General features: G+C 66.5%; 21 protein-coding genes and 1 pseudogene. 13 read left to right on the top strand and 9 right to left on the bottom strand.

Annotation, left to right across the window (positions count from 1 at the left end):
• Positions 1-109 precede the first annotated feature (109 nt).
• From J2805_RS19380 to glyA, 5 genes are all read right to left on the bottom strand, one after another.
• Positions 110-430 carry an SHOCT domain-containing protein gene (locus J2805_RS19380; RefSeq protein ID WP_309979175.1) on the bottom strand — a complete coding sequence of 107 codons (321 nt, stop codon included), beginning with the start codon at positions 428-430 and terminating at the stop codon, positions 110-112.
• A 149-nt stretch (positions 431-579) separates the two neighbouring features.
• Positions 580-1251 carry a response regulator transcription factor gene (locus J2805_RS19375; protein WP_309979174.1) on the bottom strand — a complete coding sequence of 224 codons (672 nt, stop codon included), beginning with the start codon at positions 1249-1251 and terminating at the stop codon, positions 580-582.
• Positions 1248-2417, bottom strand: a complete 1170-nt coding sequence (locus J2805_RS19370) for a sensor histidine kinase (protein ID WP_309979172.1) — start codon at positions 2415-2417, stop codon at positions 1248-1250. The genes J2805_RS19375 and J2805_RS19370 overlap by 4 nt, the downstream gene beginning before the upstream one ends.
• Before the next feature lie 109 nt (positions 2418-2526).
• Positions 2527-3420, bottom strand: a complete 894-nt coding sequence (locus J2805_RS19365) for a bifunctional methylenetetrahydrofolate dehydrogenase/methenyltetrahydrofolate cyclohydrolase (protein ID WP_309979375.1) — start codon at positions 3418-3420, stop codon at positions 2527-2529.
• 8 nt (positions 3421-3428) lie between these two features.
• Positions 3429-4736, bottom strand: a complete 1308-nt coding sequence (glyA, locus tag J2805_RS19360; protein WP_309979170.1) for a serine hydroxymethyltransferase — start codon at positions 4734-4736, stop codon at positions 3429-3431.
• Between the two features lie 308 nt (positions 4737-5044).
• On the opposite strand from glyA, the gene purU reads away from it, so the two are divergent.
• Together purU and J2805_RS19350 are read left to right on the top strand one after the other, a co-directional pair.
• A complete protein-coding gene (gene purU, locus J2805_RS19355) occupies positions 5045-5905 on the top strand; it encodes a formyltetrahydrofolate deformylase (RefSeq protein ID WP_309979169.1) in 861 nt (286 codons plus the stop codon).
• A gap of 15 nt (positions 5906-5920) precedes the next feature.
• Positions 5921-6616, top strand: a complete 696-nt coding sequence (locus tag J2805_RS19350; RefSeq protein ID WP_309979167.1) for a class I SAM-dependent methyltransferase — start codon at positions 5921-5923, stop codon at positions 6614-6616.
• A gap of 80 nt (positions 6617-6696) precedes the next feature.
• Here J2805_RS19350 and J2805_RS19345 read toward each other — a convergent pair whose 3' ends face one another.
• Positions 6697-7281: a DUF2231 domain-containing protein gene (locus tag J2805_RS19345; protein ID WP_309979165.1), complete on the bottom strand. Its 585-nt coding sequence runs from the start codon at positions 7279-7281 to the stop codon at positions 6697-6699.
• 103 nt (positions 7282-7384) lie between these two features.
• Between J2805_RS19345 and J2805_RS19340 the strand changes: the two genes are divergently transcribed.
• Positions 7385-7903, top strand: coding sequence for a gamma carbonic anhydrase family protein (locus J2805_RS19340; RefSeq protein WP_309979163.1), 519 nt, complete (start codon positions 7385-7387; stop codon positions 7901-7903).
• 88 nt (positions 7904-7991) lie between these two features.
• Here J2805_RS19340 and J2805_RS19335 read toward each other — a convergent pair whose 3' ends face one another.
• Together J2805_RS19335 and J2805_RS19330 are read right to left on the bottom strand one after the other, a co-directional pair.
• The gene (locus J2805_RS19335) at positions 7992-9722 is read right to left on the bottom strand and encodes a flavin monoamine oxidase family protein (protein WP_309979161.1); all 1731 of its coding nucleotides are present in this window, start codon (positions 9720-9722) and stop codon (positions 7992-7994) included.
• Complete coding sequence (locus J2805_RS19330; RefSeq protein ID WP_309979158.1) at positions 9719-11254, bottom strand: amino acid permease; 1536 nt, start codon at positions 11252-11254, stop codon at positions 9719-9721. Before J2805_RS19330 ends, J2805_RS19335 begins: the two co-directional genes overlap by 4 nt.
• Positions 11255-11354: 100 nt before the next feature.
• Between J2805_RS19330 and alr the strand changes: the two genes are divergently transcribed.
• Together alr and J2805_RS19320 are read left to right on the top strand one after the other, a co-directional pair.
• Complete coding sequence (gene alr / locus J2805_RS19325) at positions 11355-12560, top strand: alanine racemase (RefSeq protein WP_309979155.1); 1206 nt, start codon at positions 11355-11357, stop codon at positions 12558-12560.
• Positions 12550-14190, top strand: coding sequence for a PucR family transcriptional regulator (locus tag J2805_RS19320; protein WP_309979153.1), 1641 nt, complete (start codon positions 12550-12552; stop codon positions 14188-14190). The genes alr and J2805_RS19320 overlap by 11 nt, the downstream gene beginning before the upstream one ends.
• Here the strand turns inward: J2805_RS19320 and J2805_RS19315 are convergent.
• The gene (locus J2805_RS19315; RefSeq protein ID WP_309979152.1) at positions 14160-14966 is read right to left on the bottom strand and encodes a nitrilase-related carbon-nitrogen hydrolase; all 807 of its coding nucleotides are present in this window, start codon (positions 14964-14966) and stop codon (positions 14160-14162) included. The genes J2805_RS19320 and J2805_RS19315 overlap by 31 nt on opposite strands.
• 215 nt (positions 14967-15181) lie before the next feature.
• Here J2805_RS19315 and J2805_RS19310 point away from each other — a divergent pair, with 215 nt between their 5' ends.
• The 8 genes and pseudogenes from J2805_RS19310 to J2805_RS19275 form a co-directional block, all read left to right on the top strand.
• A complete protein-coding gene (locus J2805_RS19310; RefSeq protein WP_309979150.1) occupies positions 15182-16372 on the top strand; it encodes an ROK family transcriptional regulator in 1191 nt (396 codons plus the stop codon).
• A 130-nt stretch (positions 16373-16502) separates the two neighbouring features.
• Complete coding sequence (gene mmsA / locus J2805_RS19305) at positions 16503-18062, top strand: multiple monosaccharide ABC transporter ATP-binding protein (protein WP_309979149.1); 1560 nt, start codon at positions 16503-16505, stop codon at positions 18060-18062.
• A 45-nt stretch (positions 18063-18107) separates the two neighbouring features.
• Positions 18108-19379: a multiple monosaccharide ABC transporter permease gene (mmsB, locus tag J2805_RS19300; protein ID WP_309979147.1), complete on the top strand. Its 1272-nt coding sequence runs from the start codon at positions 18108-18110 to the stop codon at positions 19377-19379.
• Between the two features lie 50 nt (positions 19380-19429).
• Positions 19430-20527 carry a substrate-binding domain-containing protein gene (locus J2805_RS19295; RefSeq protein ID WP_309979145.1) on the top strand — a complete coding sequence of 366 codons (1098 nt, stop codon included), beginning with the start codon at positions 19430-19432 and terminating at the stop codon, positions 20525-20527.
• 254 nt (positions 20528-20781) lie between these two features.
• Positions 20782-21054: pseudogene (locus tag J2805_RS19290) on the top strand (ABC transporter ATP-binding protein); the annotation flags it as partial.
• Positions 21055-21254: 200 nt separating this feature from the next.
• Complete coding sequence (locus tag J2805_RS19285) at positions 21255-22325, top strand: Gfo/Idh/MocA family protein (protein WP_309979143.1); 1071 nt, start codon at positions 21255-21257, stop codon at positions 22323-22325.
• Between the two features lie 313 nt (positions 22326-22638).
• Entirely contained in the window at positions 22639-23481 is an 843-nt protein-coding gene (locus J2805_RS19280; RefSeq protein WP_309979141.1) for a hypothetical protein, read from the top strand.
• Between the two features lie 83 nt (positions 23482-23564).
• Positions 23565-24683 (top strand): beta strand repeat-containing protein (locus tag J2805_RS19275; RefSeq protein WP_309979139.1); only part of this gene is annotated, 1119 nt, incomplete at its 3' end.

Below are 24683 nucleotides of genomic sequence, written 5' to 3'. Positions count from 1 at the left end.
TAGTACTCACGTTCGAACAAAGAAAGAGTTGAATCTCAAAAAATCCATTCGATTTTCTCAGGCCCGGCCCCGTCCCGGCGCCCTGTTGGGGAGGGCGCCGGAGGCGGACCTACTTTTCCTCCGCGCGGAGGACCTCCAGGCGCTGACGGTACTCCGTTTCGTCGATTTCCCCTCGCGCGTACCGTTCCCGGAGCACTCCTTCACCGCCCTGCCGCGCCGCCCAGCGGTGGTTGGTCCGCCACGTCCGGCGGGCGACGAAAATGATCAGGCCGATCACCAGAATCCAGAACAGCGGAAACAGCAGGAACCAGGGCCAGAAACCGCCGTCGTACCACGGGGCATGCGCGGCCACGCCGGCCGGAAGTTGCCCGGCCTGTGCGGCCGCCTGCACAGCCGCGGTGCTGATGGCGGTGCTCATTGCTGTCAACATGTCAGCTCCAAACTTCTCAACGGGCCGTATTTCGGCTCTGCTCCAAGTCTGGTTTTGGGACGCCCCGCCGTCGTCCGGCGAGGGGAGGCACTTGCGGCCCGCGCCGTACTCCCCCGGGAGACTCCCCCCTTGGCGGCAGCGGGCCCGCGTCAGCTGCTCCAGCCGGGCCGGACCAGGCCAGTTTCGTAGGCCAGCACCACCAGTTGCGCGCGGTCGCGGACCTGCAGCTTCGCCATGATCCGTGAGACGTGGGTCTTGGCGGTCAGCGGTGTGATGAAGAGCCGGGCGGCGATTTCCGCGTTGTTCAGTCCCTCCCCCACCAGTCCAAGCACCTCGCGTTCACGGTCGGTGATCCGGTCCAGCACGGCGTCGGCCGGCTTGCCGGCCGCGGGTTGCTGCAGGGCCAGCTGGGCCATGATCCTGCGGGTCACGGACGGCGAGAGGAGGGCATCGCCGTCGTGCACCACGCGCACCGCGCGGAGCAGTTCCTCCGGTTCGGTGTCCTTGACCAGGAATCCGGCCGCGCCCGCCCGGACGGCCTCGGCGATGTACTCGTCCAGCTCGAAGGTGGTGAGGATGATGACCCGGGGTCCGGGCACCGCCGGATCGGCCAGGATCCGGCGGGTCGCCTCCAGTCCGTCGCCCTGCGGCATGCGGATGTCCATAAGTACGACGTCGGGCTTTTCCCGTGCCGCCAGCCGCACGGCGTCGTCGCCGGTTCCGCATTCGGCCACGACTTCCATGTCCGGTTCGGCGTCCAGGAGCGCACGGAAGCCGGCGCGGATGAGCGTCTGGTCGTCGGAGATCAGGATCCGGATCATTGCTGCCCTTCATGGTGGTTGCCCGTATCCTTGGCGCTGCCAGGCGGCAGGACCGCCTGGACCCGCCAGCCCGGGTGCAGCGGCCCGAACCGGACCGTACCGCCCAGCGCCGCCGCGCGTTCCCGCATCCCCGTCAGGCCGTTGCCCTCCGGCGCCCCGGCCGCACCGCGGCCGTCGTCGTCGACCGTGACGGTGAGCTGCCCGGCGTCGGGCCCGTCCTCCGGCACATCAAGCACGACGGCGGCCCGGCCGGCACCGGCATGCCTCACCACATTGGTAAGCGCCTCCTGCACAATCCGGTAGGCGGCTTCCTCCACCACCCCCGCAACTGCCCTGGCCGCTCCGGCCTCCGGCAGCATCTGCAGCTTCACCTCCAGCCCCGTACGGCGCGCATTCTCCGCAAGCTCGGGGATCCTGCGCAACCCCGGCCCTGCCGCCGGACGGAGCGGGACATCATCCCGGAGGACGCCCAATAACTGGCGGACCTCGTCCAGGGATTCCTTGCTCGCGGCTTTGATGGCCTCCAGTGCCGGGCGAAACTGATCCGGATCCCGGTCCCCCAGGTGGAGCGCCACTGAGGCCCGGACATTGATCATGGACAACGAGTGCGCCACAACGTCATGGATGTCCCTGGCCAGGGTCAGGCGGTATTCATCACGGGCGGCCTGTTCCCGGGTTTCCTGCTGGCGGCGCCTTTCCGCCACACGTTCATGGCGGAGCCTGGCGCCCTCCCCCAGCAGCACCAGGATTACCAGCCACGAGGTTCCGGCCACAGCCCGGATGAGTGCACCGTCGTCGCCGCTGGCCGCATAGTGGGCCGCCAGGGCTGCGGCGCAGGCCCCGGCCACCGCCCAGGTCTGCCACCGCCTGCCGGCGGCCGCCGAGAACACGATGGCCAGCGCGAGGGACAGCAGCACGGGACCCCAGGGATATCCGACGGCCAGGTACAGGAGCGTCGCAGCGGCCACCGCGGGGAGCATGACTGCCGGAGCCCGCCGCCGGAGGGACAACGCTGCGGGGCCAGCGACCAGCAGCACGAAAGCCAGGACGTCCAGGGGCCGCATGTCCGGCTGGCGCGCGGCAGCGAATGCCGTGCCCACCAGCTGGACCACAGCCACGGCGATCACCACGAAGGCAGTGGGCGGACCCTGGAATCGGCGCGGCATTCTCCGAGCCTAGCCGCGGCGGGCACCCCGCGTCGTCGGCTTAACGGCGTAGGGCGCCTACTCCCGCGGGAGTAGGCGCCCTACTGCAGTTTTGGCTGCCGGCCGGCACTTAGCCTGCTGCCACCTGCCGTTCGGCGGCTTCGACCACGTTGGTCATCAGCAGCGCCACGGTCATGGGACCCACGCCGCCGGGGTTCGGCGAAATCCAGCCGGCTACCTCGGCAGCCGCGGGTTCAATGTCGCCGTGGACCCGGCTCTTGCCCGTCTCGGGGTCGCTTTCACGGGTGACGCCAACGTCCAACAGGGCGGCGCCCGGCTTGACGTCCGCAGCCTTGACGATGTGCTTGACACCCGCCGCGCCCACAATGACGTCCGCCTGCCGCAGCAGCTCCGAGAGGTTCTCGGTGCCGGTATGCGTCAGCGTCACCGTGGCGTTCACAGCCCGCCGGGTGAGCAGCAGGCCGATTGAGCGGCCGATCGTGACGCCGCGGCCGACCACCACAACGTGCTTGCCGGCGAGGCTGTAGCCGTTGCGCTCCAGGAGTTCGATGACGCCGCGGGGCGTGCACGGCAGCGGCGAGGTGATCTCGCCGTTGACGTTGAGCACCAACCGGCCAAGGTTGGTCGGGTGCAGGCCGTCGGCATCCTTGGCGGGGTCGATGCGCTCAAGGATGGCGTCCGTATCCAGGTGCTTTGGCAGCGGCAGCTGCACGATGTAACCGTGGCAGGCGGGGTCCGCATTGAGTTCGTCAATGAGGGCCTCAACCTGGGCCTGGGTGGCATCCGCCGGCAGCTCACGCTGGATCGAGTTCATCCCGATCTCCACCGACTGCTTGTGTTTCATGGACACGTACAGCTGCGAGGCCGGGTCTGCGCCCACGAGCACTGTGGCGATGCCCGGAACGACGCCGCGGGCCTTCAAGGCAGCGACCCGCTCAGTCAGCTCAGACTTGATGGCGGCAGCGGCGGCCCTGCCGTCAAGGATCTTCGCGGTCTGGGCCACGGACGGGTTCACCACTGCTCGTGCTGCGGGTACAGCGGGAAGTCGGCGGCGAGCTTGTCCACGCGGGCCTGCAGGGCTTCGATGTCCGTTGCGGAGCCGGCCTTCAGGGCGGTGGCGATGATCTCGGCAACCTCGGTGAATTCCTCGGCGCCGAAGCCGCGGGTGGCCAGGGCCGGGGTGCCGATGCGCAGGCCGGAGGTGACCATCGGCGGGCGGGGGTCGAACGGCACGGCGTTGCGGTTCACGGTGATGCCCACGGAGTGCAGGAGGTCCTCGGCCTGCTGGCCGTCCAGCTTCGAGTTGCGCAGGTCCACCAGGACCAGGTGCACGTCGGTGCCGCCGGTGAGTACGGAGACGCCGGCCTCTGCGACGTCGGCCTGGTTCAGGCGGTCCGCGATGATCTTGGCGCCTTCGAGGACGCGCTCCTGGCGCTCCTTGAATTCCTCGGTGCCGGCGATCTTGAAGGCAACGGCCTTGGCAGCGATGACGTGCATGAGCGGGCCGCCCTGCTGGCCCGGGAAGACGTTGGAGTTGAGCTTCTTGGCCCACTCCTGCTTGGCCAGGATTACACCGGAGCGGGGGCCGGCGAGGGTCTTGTGCACGGTGGAGGTGACGACGTCGGAGTGCGGCACCGGGCTCGGGTGCAGGCCTGCAGCCACGAGGCCGGCGAAGTGCGCCATGTCCGTCCAGAGCAGCGCACCGACTTCGTCGGCAATGGAGCGGAAGGCGGCGAAGTCCAGGTGGCGCGGGTAGGCGGACCAGCCGGCGATGATGACCTGGGGCTTCTCGGCGATGGCCTGCTCGCGGAGCTTGTCCATGTCCACGCGGAAGCTGTCCTGCTCCACCTGGTAGGCAGCCACGTTGTAGAGCTTGCCGGAGAAGTTGAGCTTCATGCCGTGCGTCAGGTGGCCGCCGTGGGCCAGGGAGAGGCCAAGGATCTTGTCACCGGGCGTGATCATGGCGGACAGCGCAGCGGCGTTGGCCTGTGCACCGGAATGTGGCTGGACGTTGGCGTATTCGGCGCCGAACAGGTCCTTGACGCGGTCGATGGCCAGCTGCTCGGCGATGTCCACGTATTCGCAGCCGCCGTAGTAGCGGCGGCCCGGGTAGCCCTCGGCGTACTTGTTGGTCAGGACGGAGCCCTGGGCTTCCATGACGGCGCGCGGGGCGAAGTTTTCGGAAGCGATCATTTCCAGGGTGCCGCGCTGGCGGCCAAGCTCCTGGTCCAGTACGGCGGCGATCTCGGGATCGAGCTCAGCCAGCGGCAGGTTACTGACGGTGGAGGAAGTGCTGACGGAAGTCGGTGAAGTAGTCACGAAAAACTCCTGGCTAGGGATGGGCGCTGCTAAGGTCAGGCTACCGGCTGGAACGTTGCGCTGCCCCTTGGTTACGGGCATGCCCTGCTTACGGGCAGCATGGCGCCACGGGACGGCAGCGGTTAAGCTGCCTGCCGGCAAAACATGACCCTCGGCCCAGGCGTACGATCCGTGGTCTTCGTAGGTGCCGCTCCCTGATGGTTAGCCATCCAACGCCAGTTGCGACCGGTTAAGACTATCAAAACCTTTTCGAATCCCCGCCGAATCCCGTCGAAAGCACAGCCTCCGCCGCGGGTAGGCTGTTCTTCGTGACTGAAGACCAGCTGACCTCCGCCTACGTACTGACCCTTTCCTGCCCGGACCGTCCCGGCATCGTGCATGCCGTCGCGGGAGCCCTGCTGGTGGCGGGCTGCAATATTACGGACTCGCAGCAGTACGGCAGCCAGACCACCGGCACGTTCTTCATGCGGGTGGAGGCAACGACGGCCGGCTCGCAGGCTGACGTGTACGCGGCGCTGGAACCGGTAGCGGATGCGTTCGGCATGCAGTGGAGCCTGAACCCGTCGGGCCGCAAGGTCCGCACGCTGCTGATGGCGAGCAAGTCGGCCCACTGCCTCAACGATCTGCTGTTCCTGCAGCGCTCCGGCACGCTGCCGATCGAGATCCCGGCCATCGTGTCCAACCACCAGGACCTCGCCGGACTGGCGGAGTTCTACGGCATTCCGTTCCACTACATCCCCGTCACCGCGGACACCAAGGTCCAGGCCGAGGACCAGCTGCGGAAGATCATTGCGGAGGAAGGCGTGGAGCTGACCGTCCTGGCCCGCTACATGCAGATCCTGTCCAACGACCTGTGCACGGAGCTCACCGGCAAGGCCATCAACATCCATCACTCGTTCCTCCCTTCCTTTAAGGGCGCGAAGCCCTACCACCAGGCCCACGCCCGCGGAGTGAAGCTGATCGGCGCCACAGCGCACTACGTCACGGCCGCGCTGGACGAGGGACCCATCATCGAACAGGAAGTCATCCGGGTGGACCACCGCCGCACCGCCGAACAGTTCGTGCAGATGGGCCGCGATGTGGAGGGCCGCACCCTGGCCCAGGCCGTCCAGTGGCACGCGGAGCACCGGGTGCTGCTGGACGGAAACAACACCGTGGTCTTCAACTAGTCTGTAACGCCGGCCATGGAGATCCCCGCTGAGGAGCACGTCGCCAGGGAGCACGTCGCCAGGGACCACAGCGGCGAGGACCGCCTCGCCACGTTCTACAACCAGCGCGCGGTCCTTCAGCCGGAGCACCCGCTGGCCTCCCAGCGGGTGGAGCAGCGGGAGCGGTTCATCGTCAGGCTGAAGGCCGAAGGCCGGCACGGCGTGCTGGAAATCGGCTCCGGCCTGGGGCTCGACGGGCTGAAATTCGTCCAGGCGGGGATCCACTACACCGGTGTTGACCTGTCCGAAGAGCATGTGCGGATAGCAACGGCCAAAGGGCTGAACGTCTCGGTTGCCAGCGTCCGGAGCCTGCCCTTTGCCGACGGCGTGTTCCCGGCAGTGTGGAGCATGAGCACGCTGCTGCACATCCCCAACCGGGACATTGACGGCGTCGTCCGGGAACTGGTGCGGGTGGCAGCGCCCGGGGCGCTGATCGCCGTCGGACTCTGGTCCGGTGACGACGAAGAAGTGCTTAACCCCGAAGACGAAATAGAGCCGCCGCGTTTTTTCAGCCGTCGCAGCGACGCGTCCGTCCTGCAGATCTTCGGCAGGCACGGCGAGATCGAGGAATTCATCACGTGGCCGGAGGGAACGGGCGCCGAATCAGGCCCCGGTGCGGGGCACTGGACGCAGCATTACCAGTTCCTGATCCTCCGGGCTCCCCTGCCCTGACCCAACTAGGTAGCAGCAGGTGTCGTTATGAGCGCTCATAACGACACCTGCTGCTACCTAGTTGGGGAAGGCGGGAGGTCCTAGGCACCCCGACGGGCGCTGCCCATGTACCCGCCCAGGAATCCGCCGGCGATCAGCAGGATGCCCCCGAACCGTGCCAGCCGGACGCCGAGCTTGTGCCTGCCCCGGCGCCGCGCGGTCCAGGATCCGAGGAAGATCAGCACAGCCGCACCGTTCAGCCCGGCGTGGACGATGCCCACCCGCCGAGTCGCCCGGCCGGCCAGCGCCCATTCGGCCCAGCCGGTCAAAGCAGTGGGCGCCGCGGCCAGCACGCCCAGTCCCACCAGCCGGGTTGCAGCCCGCTGCGTCCCGGGATCGGAGAACAGGTCGAGATACATGGCCATGAACCACGCGCCGAAAGGTACATCGGTCAGGATGGGGTGCAAAGGTATCCCGGTTGCATCGCCATGGAGGACGCTTCGCATCCGCTCGTTTTCGACCAAGCGGCCGGCCCGCGGCTCGGCCACCCGGACGGCCGCGTCGAGGGCTTCCAGCCGTTCAAGCCGCCCCACGGCTTGGCGGAACAGGCTGGGCCCGCCGCCGTTCTTCCGTAGCTGCGGTACACGAAGTTCCAAACCCTGAAGGTCCAAGCCCCGAAGTTCCATGGCCCAATGCTAGTGAGTCACAGCAGCGGCGTCACTAGGCACTAAGTCAGCGTCCGGAGCCTGCTTCCAAACGCTGACGGGAACAGTGTCCTAGGCTGGGCTCATGGCTCCCCTTTATCCTTTTGCCGGCACCAGCCCGGACGTCCATCCCTCAGTCTTCGTCGCACCCAGCGCCTCCGTGATCGGTAACGCCACCCTGGCCGAGGACTCCAGCGCGTTCTACGGCGTCTCCGTCCGTGCCGACACCGCCGCCATCACCGTGGGCACCGGCAGCAACCTGCAGGACAACGTGGTGCTGCACGCCGACCCCGGATTCCCCTGCACCGTGGGCGCCAGGGTCAGCGTGGGGCACAGTGCGGTGGTCCACGGCTGCACCGTTGAGGACGACTGCCTCATCGGCATGAGCGCCACCATCCTCAACGGCGCGGTGATCGGCGCCGGCTCGCTGGTGGCGGCCGGCGCCGTGGTTCTCGAAGGAACGGTGATCCCGCCGCGTTCACTGGTGGCCGGTGTCCCGGCGAAAGTCCGGCGCGAGCTCACCGACGAGGAGTACGACGGCGTGCAGCGCAACGCAGCGCACTACCGCGAACTCGCGCAGGCGCACCGCGAAATGCACGGCTAGGACGCGCTTCCCGTCCCAGGACACGGAATCGGTCCGGGGACGCCCAAAAACGGGTGTCCCCGGACCGATTCTGCGTCCTCAAGCTGTTTCAGTCCAGGCTGATCGGGCCCAGTGCGTCGAGCAGCTCGCCCGGGCCCGGGTTCCCGGCAGCGGAGTGCCCGCCAAGGTGGTTCACCACGCCCCACACCGCGTTGAGGCCGGTGGTCACGGCGCCCTCGGCCCAGCCGGCGGTAAAGGAAACGTCGTCGCCGGCCAGGAAGATCCCGCGCTGGGATTCGGGCAGGCGGTCCTGCTTGAAATGCGTGAACAGCCGCTGCTGGTAGCGGTAGTGCCCGGGGAGGTTCGCTTTGAAGGCGCCCATGAAGTTGGGGTCCGCCTCCCAGGAGACCGTGATGGGCTGGCCAATGATGTGGCTCGCGATGTCCACGCCCGGGTAGATCTGCTCGAGTGAGTGCAGCATGAGCTCCACCCGCTGGTCGGCGTCGAGCGCCAGCCACTTCAGCGCGTCGTCGTTCCAGGTGTAGGAGAGCAGGATGACCGCGGGCTTGTCCGGGCCGTCATCCAGCAGGTACGTGGCGCGGTTCAACCGGTCGGTCAGGGTCATGGACAGGACGTCGCGGCCGGTCGCCGGGTCGGTGTCCTTCCAGAACGGGCGGTCCACCATTACGAAGGTCTTTGAGGACTGCATGTAGTGCGAGCGCTCGATCGCGGTCCACAGCTCCGCCGGGAACAGGGCCTCTTCAGTGTGGATCCGGGTGGACAGCAGCCAGGACTGGCAGGTGGTGACCACGGCCGGATAGGACGCCTCCCGGCCCCAGCGTTCGCGCAGGCGCAGGTCGCCGTTGGCGTCCCGGCTAATCCGGTCCACTGCCCCGCGCGGGGAGCCTGAATGCAACGACGCCAGTGACGTTCCTTCCGGCCAGTGGGCCATGCCCGACGGCGCATGCTGCCACAGTGCCTCGGGGAGCCGCTGCGCTCCCCCGGCAATGAGGCGGTGCTGGTCATCGGCGTCGGTATAGACCACACGCAGGATTTCGAGGATGGAGTTGGGGAAGTCGGTATCCCAGCCGCCGGTGCCGAACCCCACCTGACCAAAGGCTTCACGGTGCGCGAAGCCCGCTTTCCTGAAGGACTCGCTGGCCGCAATGAAGCCGTAGAACGTCTGTTCGTCCATCAGCGGGAGGAGTTCGTTCCAGATCTCCTTGATCCGGGTTGTGTCCCGCGCCCGGATGGCGTCCTGCATCTCGCTGAACTTGGCGCCGTCGTTCACGGCTGCCTTCCAGGCCTCCGCCACTTCGCGGAAGAACGGCGGCAGGTCCGCCGGAGTGCTGGCGTAGTGCTTCTGCCCGGCCAGTTCGATCACCGTGCTTGAGGTGGCGGGGGCCAGCGGGTTAGGGAATTCCTGGGTCTGCAGGCCCAGCAGGTCCACGTAGTGGTAGAAGGCCTTGCCGGACACCGGGAACCGCATGCCGCCGAGGTCCGCCACCACGCCCGGCGCCGACGGGAAGCTGGCGGTGCGCAGCCGGCCGCCGATCTGGTCTGCCTCGTAGATGACCGGGCGGAGGCCGAGCTTCATCAGTTCGTAGGCCGTGACCAGGCCGGAGAGTCCTGCCCCGACCACGGCAACTTCGGTGCCGTAGAGTGCCGGCGGGACGGAGCCGAGGCCGTCCGGGTGGGCGAGGTAGTGGTCATAGCTGAAGGGGAAATCCGGGTTCAGCATGGTGATGGGGGCGTCGGCTGCCGGGCGCGGTGTTGAGGCGGCCGCGGGGCCGGGCACGGCTGCGGGATCGTTTACCGGCAGTTCGGTGGCGATGGTCATGAAAGGTCTGCCTTCGTCGGTTCGGTGGTGGACGGTGTTGAAGTTTCGCGCCCGCTGAGTTCACGGTATTCCTCGTGGCTGAGTGCCGCCACCTTGGAGTGGCGCCGGCCGTAGCCGAAGTAGGCTGCGAGGCCCACCAGCATCCAGATGCCGAAGACCACCCAGGTGTCGGCGCCGAGGTTGGCCATGAGGAACGCACACATCAGCGCGCCAAGGATGGGCGTCAGCGGGAACAGCGGCACGCGGAAGGTGCGCTTGAGCTCGGGCCGGTTGCGCCGGAGGTAGATGACGGCCACGTTGACCAGGGCGAAGGCGAAGAGCGTGCCGATGCTTGTGGCGTCCGCCAGGGCCCCGAGAGGCACCAGCCCGGCGGTGACGGCGACGGCGACGCCCACGATCAGGGTGCCGGCAACCGGGGTGCCGGTGCGGGACGAGACGCGGCCGAAGATCCTGGGGATCATGCCGTCGCGGGACATGGAGAGCAGGATGCGGGTCTGGCCGTAAAGGACGGTCAGGACGATGCTGGCAATGGCCAGTACGGCGCCGACGGCGAAGACCAGCGCAATCCATGGCTGCCCGGTGGTCTCCTCGAGGATTCTGACCAGGGCGGCCTCAGTGCCGTCGAACCAGCCCCAGGGGCGGGCGCCGATGGCGGCGACGGCCACGAGGACATAGATGGTGGTGACGATCAGCATGGAGAGCATGATGGCCCGCGGCAGGTCCCGTTTGGGATTGCGGGCTTCCTCGCCGGCGGTGGAGGCGGCATCGAAGCCGATGTAGGAAAAGAACACTGTGGACGCGGCGGCCGAGACCCCGGCTGCGCCCATCGGCAGGAGCGGTTCGAAGTTTCCGGCGTTGAAGGCGGTGAAGGCTACGGCGCAGAAGAAGATGAGGATGCCCACCTTGACCACAACGATCGAAGTGTTGATCCAGGCGCTCTCACGGGCACCGCGGACCAGCAGGATTGTGGCCAGGAGCACGATGACCATGGCCGGAATGTTCATGATGCCGCCGTCGCCGGGCGGCTGGGAGAAGGAGTCCGGCAGGACCTGCCCGAAGACCGCCAGGGCTTCGTTGACGTACTGGCCGGCCCCCACGGCTACGGCAGCTACTGACACGGCGTACTCCAGCACGAGGCACCAGCCGCAGATCCAGGCCATGCCTTCGCCCATCGTGGCGTAGGTATAGGAGTAGCTGGAGCCCGCCACGGGAACGAGCCCGGCCATTTCGGCGTAGGAGACGGCAGAGAGCAGCGCGGCCAGGCCGGCGATGGCGAACGAAATCCAAATGGCCGGACCGGCCAGGGGCACCGACTCGCCCAGGATGACCAGGATGCCTGTTCCCAGGGTGGCGCCGACGCTGATCATGGTCAGCTGCAGGACTCCGAAGCTGCGGACCAGCTTGGGGCCGCCGTGGCCGTTGTCGGCCTCGCTGACCATCTGGCCGATCGGCTTGCGGCGCAGCAGCTGCGCAGCCAGGCCCGGACGGCGGGCAGCTGCCGGCTGCCGGCCGGTGAGTGTAGGCACAGTCATCATTGACGTCCGTTCGTGAGTAGTTGTCGGTTTCCCTGGTCCAGCTTAGGCGTGTGAGCCAACTCTCACCGTTGTGCAAAATGACATATAGTGTTCTGGCATGAGACTTAATGCACACATCGAGAGCCCGCTGGACGCGGCGCTCAGCGGACAGGTCAGCGTTGACCTTTCGGCGATTTCAGACAACATCCGCACACTTCGGGAGCGCTCCGCCGCACCGCATTTTATGGCGGTGGTGAAGGGCAACGCCTACGGCCACGGCCTCGTGGACGTCGCCAGGACGGCGCTGGAAGCCGGGGCCGACTGGCTGGGGACAGCGCAGCTTCACGAGGCCATCGCCCTTCGCCGGGCGGGTATCACCGCCCCGGTCCTCTCGTGGCTTTATCTCGCGGCGGCTTCCAGCGAGACGATCCGGGAGGCGCTGGAGTACGACGTCGATGTGTCGCTGGGCAGCCTTGCCCAGCTCAACGTCGTGGCCGGCATCGCACGACGGCTGGGCCGCCCCGCCGTCGTCCATCTGGAGCTGGACACAGGCCTGAGCCGCGGCGGAGCGCGGGCAGAGGACTGGGCCGAGCTTGTGGCCGCAGCAAGGTCCGCGGAGCGGGACGGCACGCTCTCGGTGCGGGGCGTCTGGACGCACCTGGCCTGGGCCGACGTGCCCGCGCACCCGGCCAACGCGGCCGCTGTGGAAGCCTTCGAAGAAGCCGTGCGTGAGGCCAGGGCGGCCGGGCTGGAGCCGGCGCTCCGGCATGTCTCGAGTTCCGCCAACATCCTTGACCGGCCCGAATTCGCCTTCGACATGGTGCGCGCCGGATTGGCCTTCTACGGGCTGGCGCCGGCGGACCACCTGGCTCCGGCCGATTTCGGCCTGCGCCCGGCACTGACCGTCACAGCGCCCGTGGTGCTGGTGAAGAAGGTACCCGCAGGGACCGGGGTGAGCTACGAGCACCAGGCCATCACGCACGAACCGCGTTACCTGGGGCTGATCCCCCTCGGCTATGCGGACGGCATTCCCAAAGGCATCTCGGGCCGGAGCCTCATCCTCCTCGGCGGCCGCCGGGTCCCCGTGATCGGCAAGGTCTGCATGGACCAGTTCATGGTGGACCTGGGCCCGGATTCCCACGGCGTGGCCGTTGGTGACACGGCTGTGCTATTTGGCGATCCGCGGACCGGGGCGGCAAGCGCCGACGACTGGGGCGCGGCCATCGGCAGCCACGGCGACGAAATCATCAACCGGATCGCGCCGCGGCTGCCCCGGTCCTACGAGTGCCCCGATTACCAGGAGGCCGGTCCCGTTGGCGGCTGAGGCGGCCGCCGAGCGGCTCGGTTTCGTCACGCTGGAGCAGTTCCTGCAACAGCTGCCGCCGGAGCTGAAAATACTCCACGACGGCGGGAACGGCGCCGGGCTGCTCCGCTGGGTGGAGCCCAGTGAGCTGGAGGATCCGACGCCCTACCTGCTCGATGGCGAGTTCATCCTCACCGCGGGGCTGCCGTTCCTCGGCGACGGCGGCACCGGCGCGAAAGTGGACGCCTACGTGGAGCGGCTGGTCGGTGCCGGGGTCGGTGCTTTGGGATTCGGGCTGGAACCGTACTTCGGTGCCGTGCCGGACACCGTGGTGGATGCGTGCCGGCATCACAACCTGACGCTTGTGGAGGTTCCGCAAACTGTTCCGTTTGCCGCGATCGGGCTCGAATTCTCCCAGCTGCTGGAGTCGGACAACGCCCGGGTGTTCCGGCAGCTGGCGGATACCAACCGGCAGCTGATGCGTGCGGTCCTTTCGGCCAGGCCGGAACACGAACTCCTCGCGGCGCTGGTGCAGCGGGTTCCGGTCTGGGCCCAGCTTGTCGGTGCGGATGGCCGGATCCGCGCCCGGGCAGCAGCCGGCGGCGGAAGCAGCGCCGCCGCCCTCCCGGGCAGCGGACCGCGGAAGCCGCCCGCCGCCGTCGAACTTTCCGTCCTGCAGCCGATCCTCAAACGGCTGCTGGCCGGCAGCGGCCCCCGGGTGGAAATGGATTCCCTCGACGCGCCCGGCTCGTCCCTGGTGTTCGGCCATCCGCTCCGCAGCACCCGGGACGCCAACCTTGGCGCGCTGATCCTGGGATCCGCCGGTCCGCTGACACCGGCGCAGAACAGTGTGGTGTCCTCCGTCGTCGGACTGCTGGAACTGCTGGTGCGGCAGCGGACCAGCGGTTCCCTCGCACCGAGCCAGCTGGCGACGGCGCTGCTGCTGCACCCGGACAGCGTTGCCTCCGGCGGGACCAGGCACGTCAACGGGCTCAAGGACCTCCTGGCGCAGAGCATCTCGTCCACGCGCTCGGCACCGCTGCGGGTGGTCCAGGGAATCAAGGCGGACGCCGACTGGCCCGCGGGTGACAGCCCGGTCCGGGAACTGCTGCAATGGCGCCGGATGTTCGACACCAAGCTGGTGGAGATCACCGACTACGGCTTCGCGGCCATTACACGCCTCAAGGTGGACGATGCGCTGCTTGCCGAGACGGAGAAGCTTGGCTGGCGGCTGGTGATCGGGGACGCCACGGAGTTCCAGGGGCTTGCGTCAGCGTACCAGCGGGTTACTTCGCTGCGCCCGCGGGTGCAGGCCACCGGGCGCAGCGCCCGGGTGGACGAGGTGACTTGGTCCGTGGCCGGCCTGCTCGGCCGCGAGGCCGGGACCATGCTTGCAAGCCGGCTCCTGGAGCCGGTGCTCAGCCAAGAGGAACCCGAGCGGAGGTCCGCCCAACTGGCGGTCCTGCGGACATGGCTGGGCGAGAACGGCAGCTGGGATGCCACGGCGAAGGCCCTGGGCCTCCACCGCAACAGTGTCCGCCGGCAGATCAATGCCCTGGCCGAGCTGCTGGACACCGACCTCAACCAGGCGCAGGTGCGCGCGGAACTCTGGTTTGCCCTTCAGTACGTGGACGAATCCCATTCACCGTAGAGGTCCGGCCGCCGCTCCCGCAGGTACGGCACTTCATCCCGCGCTTCGCGGGCGGCCGCTGCGGAGACCTCGGCGAACAGCAGTTCCGGGGCCGCCCCGGCCGCGGCCAGCAGCGAGCCGTCGGGCCCGGCGATCACACTGCCGCCCAGGAACTCACAGCCGTCCTCCGCGCCGGAGTGATTGGCGTAGGCCACGGTCAGCTGGCTCTCCAGGGCCCGCGCGCGCAGCAGGACCTGCGGGACGGAATCGAAGCCCTGCGACAGTGCCGTGGGAACCAGGAGCAGCTCCGCGCCGCGGACTGCGGCAGCACGCACGGCCTCCGGAAATTCGACGTCGTAGCAGATCACCATGGAGGTCCTGATGCCGTGGAAATCCACCACGGCCGGCGGCTCGGCTGCAGGGCTGAAGGCCTTTCGCTCCTCGGCGCCGAACAGGTGCACCTTGGCGTAGGTCAGCAGCTCCGCACCCTCCTGGTCCACCAGCGTGGAGGTGATCTGCCACCGGCCGTCTCCGGTCACGGCCGGCAGGCTGTACACCAGGGCGATGCCGTTCCGCCGGGCAACGTCAGACAGTGCCCGGCGGATGGCCGGCAACCTGGCGGGGTCCAGTTCCTCCCGAACCCGAAGGGGCGCGTAACCCACGGGGAACAGTTCCGGGGTGAGCAGCACCGCTGCCCCGGCCGCGGCGGCCGCCCGGGCAGCGTTATCCACTGCATTGCAGTTGGCTTCCACATCGAGCACGGCGGAGTTCGCCTGCATCAGGGCCAGCAGCACCATTACCACCTCTAGACGTCTCCGGGGATGCCCGCGGAACCCGCGGACTCTCTGTACTTACCAGCCTAGCCACCGCTGCCTGCAGTGCCCCAGGTGCATTTCCACCCGCAGCCCGTGGCCGGCGGTGCGGAACGTCCGCAGCCGCAGGTGCGGCATCGTGCTTGCACCTTGCGTTAACTTCTTGACTACAACGGTGCAGATGGTGCACGCTTCTTTGCATGCCCTCAACACCGCGCTCAACGAGGAGCCGAACCAAGAACCCCGGTTCACAGTCCGCATTGAGGCACCTGAACCAGCAACGGATCATCGAGTGCCTCCTGAACGGCCCGTCGACCCAGGCTGAACTCGCCCGCCAGACCGGCCTGTCCACTGCCACGATCTCCAACATCGTCAAGATCATGCAGGACGCCGGGCTGGCATCCACGGAACCGATCACCAGTTCCGGCCGCCGCGCACTGAACGTCCGGCTCAACAGCAACGGGGCCGTCGCCGTGGGAATCGACTTCGGCCGGCGCCACCTCCGTGTAGTCCTGGCCACGCTCAGCTACCACATCATCGCCGAAGAGTCGGTCCTGCTGCCACTGGGCCACCACTCGGACGAAGGCATCCGCGCCGCCGTCGACCTCCTGGCCAAACTGCTTGACGAAAGCGGCGTGGAACGCAGCGCCGTGGTGGGCGCCGGCGTCGGCATTCCCGGTCCCATCGACCGCCGCACGGGCACCGTTGCGCAGGGGGCGATCCTGCCCGAATGGGTGGGAATCAACATCCTCCAGCACCTCGAGGAAACCCTGAATTTCCCCGTCTTTGTTGACAACGACGCCAATCTGGGCGCGCTCTCCGAAGTCACCTGGGGACCCCACAGTGGCATCAGTAACCTGATGTTCATGAAGATCGGTTCGGGCATCGGCGCGGGCCTGATCCTGAACGGTGCCCCGTACTACGGCAACGTGGGCATCACCGGCGAAATCGGCCACGCCACCATCCATGAGCACGGCCTCATCTGCCGCTGCGGAAACAGGGGATGCCTTGAAACCATTGCCTCCACAACCACCATGGTCGAGCTGCTCGGCCGCGGCGAAGAGAAGCCGCTCAGCGCCGAAGACATCGTCCGCAAGGCGCTGGAGCGGGACTCCGCCACCCTGCGGGTAGTGGACGACGCAGGCCTTGCCGTGGGCCGGGCCCTGGGCAACGTGGCCAACCTCATCAACCCGGAAGTCATTGTGGTGGGCGGTCCGCTGGCCGGGTTGGGAGACCTGCTCCTGGACCCCATCCGACGCGGGCTTGTCCGGCATGCGGTGCCCGTGATCGGCGAGACCACCACGCTGACCATGTCCTCGCTGGGCGACCGGGCGGAGGCGCTGGGAGCGGCTGCACTCGTCTTCCAGCACGCGGGAATACGCCGTTCATAACCGTTTCGTTATCTGGCTGTTGCGTTAAAGACTTGACGACAAGGGCTGTGATCCAGTTTACTTTTTCATCAGACGGCCCTGCGGTTTGCGGGGCGGACAACGAAGTCATGCATTGGAGGCGTAAGGGCATATGACGTCCCAGACCACGCAAAGTGATCCGATCCTTCTCGAGATGCGGTCCATCACCAAGGAATTCCCCGGCGTTAAAGCTTTGTCCGAGGTAAGCCTGCGGGTGAAGGCCGGCGAGATCCACGCAATCTGTGGTGAGAACGGCGCCGGCAAGTCCACCCTCATGAAAGTCCTGTCCGGCGTGTACCCGTACGGCAGCTACGACGGCGACATCGTCTACCAAAACGAAGTCCAGCAGTTCAAGGACATCCGCGCCAGCGAGCATGCCGGCATCGTGATCATCCACCAGGAGCTCGCGCTTATCCCCGAGCTGTCCATCATGGAAAACATCTTCCTGGGCAACGAACCCACCAAGCGGGGCGTGATCGACTGGGCCGAAGCCCGGACCCGTTCCACGGAGCTGCTGGCCCGGGTGGGATTGCGGGAAGATCCCGACACCGCCATCAAGGAGATCGGCGTCGGCAAGCAGCAGCTCGTGGAAATTGCCAAGGCACTGAGCAAGTCGGTCAAGCTCCTGATCCTGGACGAGCCGACGGCAGCGCTGAACGAATCCGATTCCCAGCACCTGCTGGACCTCATGCTCGGGCTCAAGGGCCGCGGCATCACGTCCATCATCATTTCCCACAAGCTCAATGAGATCGAACAGATCGCCGACTCCATCACCATCATCCGTGACGGCAAGTCCATCGAAACCCTGGATGTGAAGGCCGACGGCGTTGACGAGGACCGGATCATCAAGGGCATGGTGGGACGGACGCTGGAATCCCGTTTCCCGGACCACGAACCCAAGATCGGTGAGGTGTTCTTCGAGGTCAAGGACTGGAATGTGGGCCACCCGCAGATCCAGGACCGCATGGTCTGCAAGAATTCCAACTTCTTCGTCCGTCGCGGCGAGATCGTCGGCTTCGCCGGGCTGATGGGCGCCGGCCGGACCGAGCTGGCACGGTCCGTTTTCGGCCGCTCATACGGACGGTTCATCTCGGGCCACATCTACAAGGACGGCAAGGAGCTTACGCTCCGCTCCGTGCGCCAGGCGATCGACGCCGGGCTGGGCTACGTCACGGAGGACCGCAAGTCCCTGGGCCTGAACCTCCTGGACGACATCAAGACCACCACTGTCGCGGCCAACCTCAAGAAGATCAGCAAGCACAGCGTGGTGGATCCCAACAAGGAGTTCACGGTTGCGGAGCAGTACCGCAAATCGCTCCGGACCAAGACGCCCTCGGTGGAAGAAGGCGTAGCCAAGCTCTCGGGCGGCAACCAGCAGAAAGTGGTGCTCGCGAAATGGATGTTCACCGACCCGGACCTGCTGATTCTGGATGAACCCACCCGCGGCATCGACGTTGGCGCCAAGTACGAGATCTACGGCATCATCCAGCAGCTGGCCAACCAGGGCAAGGGAGTGATCGTGATTTCCTCCGAGCTGCCTGAGCTGCTTGGCCTCTCGGACCGGATCTACACCATCTTCGAAGGCGCCATCACAGGTGTCCTGGACAAGGATGATGCCAGCCAGGAAAGCCTGATGAAGCTCATGACATCCGCCCGCAAGACCGCCGCCTGACCCTGTGGATACTTCCAGAACCTTCCAGACACAAGGACCGAAACAATGAACGCGCTCAAGAAGCTCTTTGGCGGAAACACCCGCCAATTCGGCATGATCTTCGCCCTGGTTGCACTGATCGTCTTTTTCCAGATTTTCACTGAGGGCCGCACGCTCACCCCGGGCAACGTCATCAACCTCTTCAACGGCAACTCCTACATCCTGATCCTGGCCATCGGCATGGTGCTGGTGATCATTGCCGGCCACATCGACCTCTCCGTCGGCTCCGTGGCGGCCTTCGTCGGCGTCACCGTGGCCCTGGCGATCCGTGACTGGGGCATCCCCTGGTACGCCGGTGTGCTGCTGGGCCTGGGCCTTGGGGCGCTGATCGGGGCGTGGCAAGGGTTCTGGACCGCCTATGTGGGCATTCCGGCCTTCATTGTGACCCTCGCCGGCATGCTGCTCTTCCGCGGCTTCAACCAGTTTGTCGGCAAGTCCAACACCATCCCGGTCCCCAGCGACTTCCAGTACCTCGGATCCGGCTACCTCCCCGAGGTGGGACCCAGCACCGGGTACAACAACCTCACCCTGCTGCTGGGCCTGCTGGCGGTAGCCTTCGTGATCTTCAGCGAAGTCCGTTCACGCCGCCGGGCCATTGCACTGGGTGCCGAGGTCCCCGAGTCCTGGGTGATGATCCTCAAGCTGGTCCTGATCTGCGGCGCCATCCTGTACGCAACGTACCTGTTCGCCACCGGCCGTCCGGGCACCTCGTTCCCCATCCCCGGCCTGATCCTGGCCGTCCTGGTCATCATCTACGGCTTCATCTCGTCCAAGACCATCGTCGGCCGCCACATCTACGCTGTCGGTGGCAACCGGCACGCCGCTGAGCTCTCGGGAGTCCAGTCCAAGAAGGTCAACTTCCTGGTGATGATGAACATGTCCATCCTGGCCGGCCTGGCCGGCATGATCTTCGTGGGGCGCTCCACCGCGTCCGGCCCGTTCGACGGCGTCGGCTGGGAACTGGACGCCATCGCGGCCGTGTTCATCGGCGGCGCCGCCGTGACCGGCGGTGTGGGCACCGTGATCGGCTCGATCGTCGGTGGCCTGGTGATGGCCGTACTGAACAACGGCCTGCAGCTTCTGGGCGTCGGCGCCGACCTGACCCAGATCATCAAGGGGCTGGTCCTGCTGATCGCCGTTGCCTTCGACGTCTACAACAAGACCCAGGGCAAGAAGTCGATCATCGGCATGATGATGAAGAACTTCGGCGGCAAGAGCACCGAACTCCAGCCGGACGAGACCACCGCCACGAAGGACGTCATCCGCAAGGAAGCCTGAGCGTTTCCCCACGAATCTCCGCACACCATCTATAGAAAGTGAACCAAGCAATGCAAATGATTGGTAAAGCAGGAAAGGCAGCAGCAATCGCTGCTATTGCGGCACTGGCGCTGACAGCCTGCGGCCGCTCCGAAACCGGCACCACGGGTGGAAACACGGGCGGCGAGGCATTCCCCAAGAACTCCTCGATCGGCGTCGCGCTTCCGCAGAAGACCAGTGAAAACTGGGTGCTGGCAGAGAAGCTGTTCAACGACGGCCTGAACGGAGCCGGCTTCAAGGCCGACGTGCAGTTCGCCAACGGCGGCGTCTCCGAGCAGCAGAACCAGATCAGCGCCATGGTCACCAAGGGTGCAAAGGTCATCATCGTGGGTGCCATCGACGGCGCCCAGCTGGGTACCCAGCTCAAGCAGGCCAAGGACTCCGGCGCCACCATCATCGCCTACGACCGCCTGCTCCTGAACACCGAAAACGTGGACTACTACGTGGCCTACGACAACTTCAAGGTGGGTGAACTCCAGGGCCAGGCGCTGCTGGACGGCATGAAGGCCAAGAAGCCTTCGGGCCCGTACAACATCGAACTGTTCGCCGGTTCCCCGGATGACGCCAACGCGAAGGTCTTCTTCGACGGCGCCATGAGCATCCTGAAGCCGAAGATCGACGACGGCACCCTCAAGGTTGTCTCCGGCCAGACCACGTTCGAACAGGCCGTTACCCAGGGCTGGAAGGCCGAGAACGCCCAGCGCCGGGCCGACACCCTGCTGACCGGCAGCTACGGCACCGCTTCCCTGGACGGCGTCCTGTCCCCGAACGACACCCTGGCGCGTGCCGTCCTGACGTCCGTCAAGGCTGCCGGCAAGCCGCTTCCGGTCATCACCGGCCAGGACTCCGAGGTTGAGTCCGTCAAGTCCATCATGGCCGGCGAGCAGTACTCCACCATCAACAAGGACACCCGCAAGCTCGTTGAGCACGCGATCACCATGGTCAAGGACATCCAGGCCGGCAAGACGCCTGAGATCAACGATGACAAGTCCTACAACAACACGGTCAAGACCGTTCCGGCCTACCTGCTGGATCCGGTCATCGTGACCAAGGAGAACGTCAAGACGGCCTACGTCGACGATCCGGTACTCGGCCCGATCACCAAGTAGTAGATCACTGGCGAGACGGCCACCGCGTAAACGGTCACTGCGTAATCCGCGCTTAGCGCCTGCTAGCCATGGGCCCCGGCCCACCCGACAGGGTGGGACCGGGGCCTTTGCGTTCCCCGGTCCTCCCCGGACCCCACCCACCGGCGTTCACAGCTCAAAGATAGCTTCGGCCCGTCCTCCGCACAGCCGCACGCACCACTGTGGGATCAGCACGCCGGCCATCCCGCCGCACTTGCGCCGCATCAACCGCCTGCGGCGAGCAGCAGCGTGTGGCGATTGCCCGGGCCCTGGCCAACGAGCCCAAGCTCATCCTCGCGGACCAGCCGCCGGGAAACCTGGACGAGCAGACCGGCGAGCACATCATCGAGCTCCTCAGCTCGCTGAGCCGGGACCACAACACCACCATCCTGGTGGTGACGCACGACCGCCAGCTCGCCAACAAGACGGACCGCCGGTTCCGGCTGCAGCAGGGGCGCCTCACCGAAGAGCCGGCACGCAACCGCGTGGCAGCGGGAGCCTCTGCGTAAGCGGGAGAACCGGCGGGAGCGGCGGGAGCGGAGGGAGGTCGGGAGCGGAGGGAGCGGAGGGAGGGTAGTTCAACCCTCTCTCAGTTCCTGCCGCTCTTACGCCGATCCTCTCTCACTTTTGGGTCCAAATACCGGGACGCTCTCTCAGCCCTTGCGCGTATTTCCCGAACGCTCTCTCAGCCGGGTGAGAGGATGGCACAATGAGTGCCCCCATCGCGAAGCCGTGGCTGTTCAGCCAGCCCGATCAGGATCCCCGTTCCGCCACAGGACGCACCCTGCGGTGGGGAGTGGTTGCTACCGGGGGCATTGCCCAGTCCGTGGTGCAGGACCTCGTCCACCTGGCCGATGCGGAACTCTACGCGGTCAGTTCCCGGAACCAGGCGACGGCGGATGCGTTCGCGGCCAAGTACGGTTTTGCCAAGGCATACGGTGAAGGTGACAGCGGGATCGGCTACCAGCGGCTGCTGGCGGACCCCGCGGTGGACGTGATCTATGTGGCTACTCCGCACGCTCATCACTATGAAGTCGCGCTGGCGGCACTCAATGCCGGCAAGCACGTGCTCTGCGAAAAGGCGCTGACCATCAACGCGCGGGAGGCCGGCGAGCTCGTGGCCCTCGCACGGTCCCGGAAGCTCTTCCTCATGGAGGCCATGTGGAGCCGGTTCCTGCCCAGCATGCAGCGTGCCTTCGACATCGCGGCGTCCGGGGAACTCGGCACCATCCAGTGGGTTACCGCCGATCTCGGTTTCCCGGCGGCCTACTCCCCCACCGCCCGCATTTGGGCCCTCAAGGACGGCGGCGGCGCACTCCTTGACCTGACCGTCTACCCTCTGTTGTGGGCGCTGGGAACGTTGGGCCTGCCCCAGTCCGTCAGTGCCACTGGCACTGTCAACGACGACGGCGTGGATTCCCAGAACGCGTTGACGCTCGGATACCACCACGGTGCCCAGGCCCAGCTGACGTCGTCGCTCATGGCCTACGGTCCGCGAACAGCCACCGTCGCCGGGAACCTGGGATATTTGCAGTCGGTCGGTTCCATCAATAACCCCAGGGAACTGCGGGTAAGAATCGGCATGGCTGAACCGCGGGTTGAACATTTCGACGTAGTGGGCCGTGGCTACACCTACGAGCTCCGCGAGGTCACGCGATGCATCCAGCAGGGTCTGACGGAGAGCCCGGTGATGCCGCTTGACGATTCGCTGAACGTCATGAGGCTGTTCGACGGCGTGCGTGCCCAGCTCGGCGTGACCTACCCGAACGACGCACACTAAGCCGGTCGGCCGGCGTCGGAAAATAGTCAATTCGCCGGACTATTGGCAAAAAACTCTGGACTCCTGCTCTCGGTCATGTTTAGGCTGTAGGCAATCGTCGAATTTTTCGAGGAGCATCGGGGGGGTGTTGCGGATGGAATCAGCCCGTTTTCCATGGCGCACGCTCCGTCCCTTGTTTCTTGCCGGTGCGGCAGCAACGGCGTGGCTGGCACTTTCAGCCCCTGCTGCCAGCGCCGATTCACCATCAGATTCAGGTTCGCTGTTAGGCGGCGTTAGCTCGTCTGTTTCCTCGGTAACCGGTACAGCTTCCTCAATGACCGGTGCAGCGGCAGGCCCCGTCAACGACACCCTGGCCTCGGTGGCGCACGCTGTCCGCCCCGACGCGGTGCCGGCACCTGCTGCTGCCGGGGCACCGCCTGCCGCCGTGCTTCCGGCCCAGCCAGTGGCCGCCGATCCGGCCGGCTTGCTTCAGCCGGTTACCGCGACGGTCACCGGCACCGTGGACTACGTCATCCAAGCTGTTCCGGCAGTGAACCAGATTGTGCCCAGCGGCACCGTCGGCACGGTCACAGCACCGGTAGTCGCGGCAGCCGACTCAGCTGTGGCAGAAGCGACTCAGGCCGTTTTGCCCGCCGCAAGCGAGGTCCTGCCGGTTCTTGAGCCGGTCCTTGAACCGGTGGATGAACTGATTACAGGCACGGATACGCTCCCTCTTCCGGGCAATGTAGCCGTGGCATCAGATGCTCGAGCGGTCACGGATTCCTCTGCTTTCGACGGCGGTTTCGGCACCGAGCTCGGGCAAGCCCCGGTGGCGCAGTTAGGCGCTGTCCAGGGCAGTTCGGGGCTGTTGTTGACGCCGAAGTCCGCGCTATCACTGCCGGTCGCAAATCTTGGCCCGGCGCATTCTTCCTCCGTGCCTGCCGGCACTAGTGAATCCCCCGGTAACGGCGACGGCACCCCGGGCATCCTTGAGCTTCCTGCTGTGCCGGGCTCAGGTTCGGCGAGCAGCCAATCGTCAGGCGCCGGCCCCGGCGGCTCCGCCTGGCTCTCAAATTTCCTGCTGAACGTTCCACTGACCGGCATATTCCCCGTCAGTGGCCCCCTGCAAAGTCCCCCTGCACCGGTGTCTTTCGACCCCGGTTCATCTCCTGACTAGTTGGGCCTTCCCTGCGCCTTAGCGCGGAAAACGGCCATTCGGGCTGCCTTGGGCGCCCACCAACAACTCTCAGGAGAATCACAATGCACGCACATATCCGCAGAGGGCTGCTCAGCACCCTCTTTGCCGGAGGGCTATTAGCCCTCGGCACCACCGCTGCCAGCGCAGCGGACACAACGAGCGGGTCGGATGGTCTCACATCCGGCGCTACCGCCGCGGTCTCAGCGGCGGTTGCCGCAAACTCGTCGTTGGGCCTACTGGGTGACTCAACGCCGGAAAACACCACTGCCGATCTAGGCGCAATCGTCGACGTCAACCTCGGCAACGGCAACGTTGGAACGGCAGGAACCGACAACACCACGGCGGATGTCGCCGCAGTTGTGGACGTCAACCTTGGCAACGGCACCGGCACCGGCACCACCGGAGCCGACACCACCGCCACCGATGTCGCCGCCGTCGTAGACCTCGGACTCGGCACCGGCAATGCGACAACCGGAACCGACAACACCACCGCCGACGTCACCGCAGCTGTGGATGCCAACCTCGGCACCGGCACCGCCGGAGCCGACAACACCGCCGCCGATGTCGCCGCCGTCGTAGACCTCGGACTCGGCACCGGCACCGCCGGAGCCGACAACACCGCCGCCGATGTCGCCGCCGTCGTAGACCTCGGACTCGGCACCGGCAACGCCGGAACAACCGGAACCGACAGCACCACCGCCGACGTCGCCGCAGCTGTTGATGCCAACCTCGGCACCGGCAACGTCGGAACGGCAGGAACCGACCTCGCCGCCGCCGTAGACCTCGGACTCGGCACCGGCAACGTTGGATCGGCAGGAACCGACCTCGCCGCAGATGTGGACGTCAACCTCAGCAACGGCAACGTCGGAACGGCAGGAACCGACAACACCACCGCCGACCTCGCCGCCGCCGTAGACCTCGGACTCGGCACCGGCAACGTCGGAACGGCAGGAACCGACAACACCACCGCCGACCTCGCCGCCGTCGTAGACCTCGGACTCGGCAACGGCAACGCGACAACCGGAACCGACCTCGCCGCCGTCGTAGACCTCGGACTCGGCACCGGCAACGCCGGAACAACCGAAACCGACCTCGCCGCCGTCGTAGACCTCGGACTCGGCAACGGCAACGCGACAACCGGAACCGACCTCGCCGCCGTCGTAGACCTCGGACTCGGCACC

The organism is Arthrobacter oryzae, assembly GCF_031454875.1.
Lineage (GTDB): Bacteria > Actinomycetota > Actinomycetes > Actinomycetales > Micrococcaceae > Arthrobacter > Arthrobacter oryzae_D.
This window is presented reverse-complemented; position numbering and strand designations above follow the sequence as displayed.

Excerpts from the sequence above, each read along its gene's own strand:
- J2805_RS19380 (WP_309979175.1), bottom strand. The coding sequence starts at position 430 with ATGTTGACAGCAATGAGCACCGCCATCAGCACCGCGGCTGTGCAGGCG.
- J2805_RS19375 (WP_309979174.1), bottom strand. The coding sequence starts at position 1,251 with ATGATCCGGATCCTGATCTCCGACGACCAGACGCTCATCCGCGCCGGC.
- J2805_RS19370 (WP_309979172.1), bottom strand. The coding sequence starts at position 2,417 with ATGCCGCGCCGATTCCAGGGTCCGCCCACTGCCTTCGTGGTGATCGCC.
- J2805_RS19350 (WP_309979167.1), top strand. The coding sequence starts at position 5,921 with ATGGAGATCCCCGCTGAGGAGCACGTCGCCAGGGAGCACGTCGCCAGG.
- J2805_RS19345 (WP_309979165.1), bottom strand. The coding sequence starts at position 7,281 with ATGGAACTTCGGGGCTTGGACCTTCAGGGTTTGGAACTTCGTGTACCG.
- J2805_RS19340 (WP_309979163.1), top strand. The coding sequence starts at position 7,385 with ATGGCTCCCCTTTATCCTTTTGCCGGCACCAGCCCGGACGTCCATCCC.
- J2805_RS19335 (WP_309979161.1), bottom strand. The coding sequence starts at position 9,722 with ATGACCATCGCCACCGAACTGCCGGTAAACGATCCCGCAGCCGTGCCC.
- J2805_RS19330 (WP_309979158.1), bottom strand. The coding sequence starts at position 11,254 with ATGACTGTGCCTACACTCACCGGCCGGCAGCCGGCAGCTGCCCGCCGT.
- alr (WP_309979155.1), top strand. The coding sequence starts at position 11,355 with ATGAGACTTAATGCACACATCGAGAGCCCGCTGGACGCGGCGCTCAGC.
- J2805_RS19315 (WP_309979152.1), bottom strand. The coding sequence starts at position 14,966 with ATGGTGCTGCTGGCCCTGATGCAGGCGAACTCCGCCGTGCTCGATGTG.
- J2805_RS19310 (WP_309979150.1), top strand. The coding sequence starts at position 15,182 with ATGCCCTCAACACCGCGCTCAACGAGGAGCCGAACCAAGAACCCCGGT.
- mmsA (WP_309979149.1), top strand. The coding sequence starts at position 16,503 with ATGACGTCCCAGACCACGCAAAGTGATCCGATCCTTCTCGAGATGCGG.
- mmsB (WP_309979147.1), top strand. The coding sequence starts at position 18,108 with ATGAACGCGCTCAAGAAGCTCTTTGGCGGAAACACCCGCCAATTCGGC.
- J2805_RS19295 (WP_309979145.1), top strand. The coding sequence starts at position 19,430 with ATGCAAATGATTGGTAAAGCAGGAAAGGCAGCAGCAATCGCTGCTATT.
- J2805_RS19285 (WP_309979143.1), top strand. The coding sequence starts at position 21,255 with ATGAGTGCCCCCATCGCGAAGCCGTGGCTGTTCAGCCAGCCCGATCAG.
- J2805_RS19280 (WP_309979141.1), top strand. The coding sequence starts at position 22,639 with ATGACCGGTGCAGCGGCAGGCCCCGTCAACGACACCCTGGCCTCGGTG.